This is a genomic window from Pseudomonas sp. EL_65y_Pfl1_R83, from assembly GCF_963970695.1.
GTDB classification, from domain to species: domain Bacteria; phylum Pseudomonadota; class Gammaproteobacteria; order Pseudomonadales; family Pseudomonadaceae; genus Aquipseudomonas; species Aquipseudomonas tritici.
The window spans coordinates 1-523 of record NZ_CAXAQI010000246.1; the positions used below are offsets into that span (position 1 = coordinate 1).

At 65.4% G+C, this 523-nt stretch carries 1 protein-coding gene; it reads right to left on the reverse strand.

Features of this window, described 5'->3' with window-relative positions; translation table 11 throughout:
• Positions 1-429, reverse strand: a 429-nt coding sequence (locus tag AACY08_RS28655) for a hypothetical protein (RefSeq protein ID WP_339472466.1), incomplete at its 3' end; no start/stop codon positions are given.
• Positions 430-523 lie beyond the last annotated feature (94 nt).

Genomic DNA, 523 nt, shown 5'->3' on the forward strand with positions numbered 1-523 from the left:
CGCCTGCAGGCTGCCAAAGAAGGTCAGCCAGTAGAACCCGTCATCGCAGGGGCCGATGATGCCGCTGTCATCGATCGAGGGGTCGCAGACGATGTCGCCATTGCAGGCGACGACCGTATGGGCGCAGCCGTTGCGGCTGGTGCCGGTCACAAGGAATGCCGGCTTCTGTCGCAGATTGGTGCCCGCGATGGAATCCAGCACGCCATGCAGGGGCCGGCCGCCATCGCAGACGATGTTGATGGCGGTGAGGCCCCGCGCATTCAGCCAGGCTTCGGCCTTGTCGGCGCCTTCATCGCCCGATGCGCCGCCCTCCATGAAATGCGGCACGTTGGCCGCGTCCAGATCCAGCACGATCGCAATCGCCGTGCGGAAGCAGTCGCCATAGGCGGCGGGCGGGTTGTGGCGGAGGAGTTGTTTCTGGGGCTTCATGAGCGCGCCCGTTCGTAGAGCATGAAGGCAAGACCGAGCCAGGAGCCGACGGCGAGCGCGAACAGGGTGATGGTGTCGAGATCGTCCATCAGGG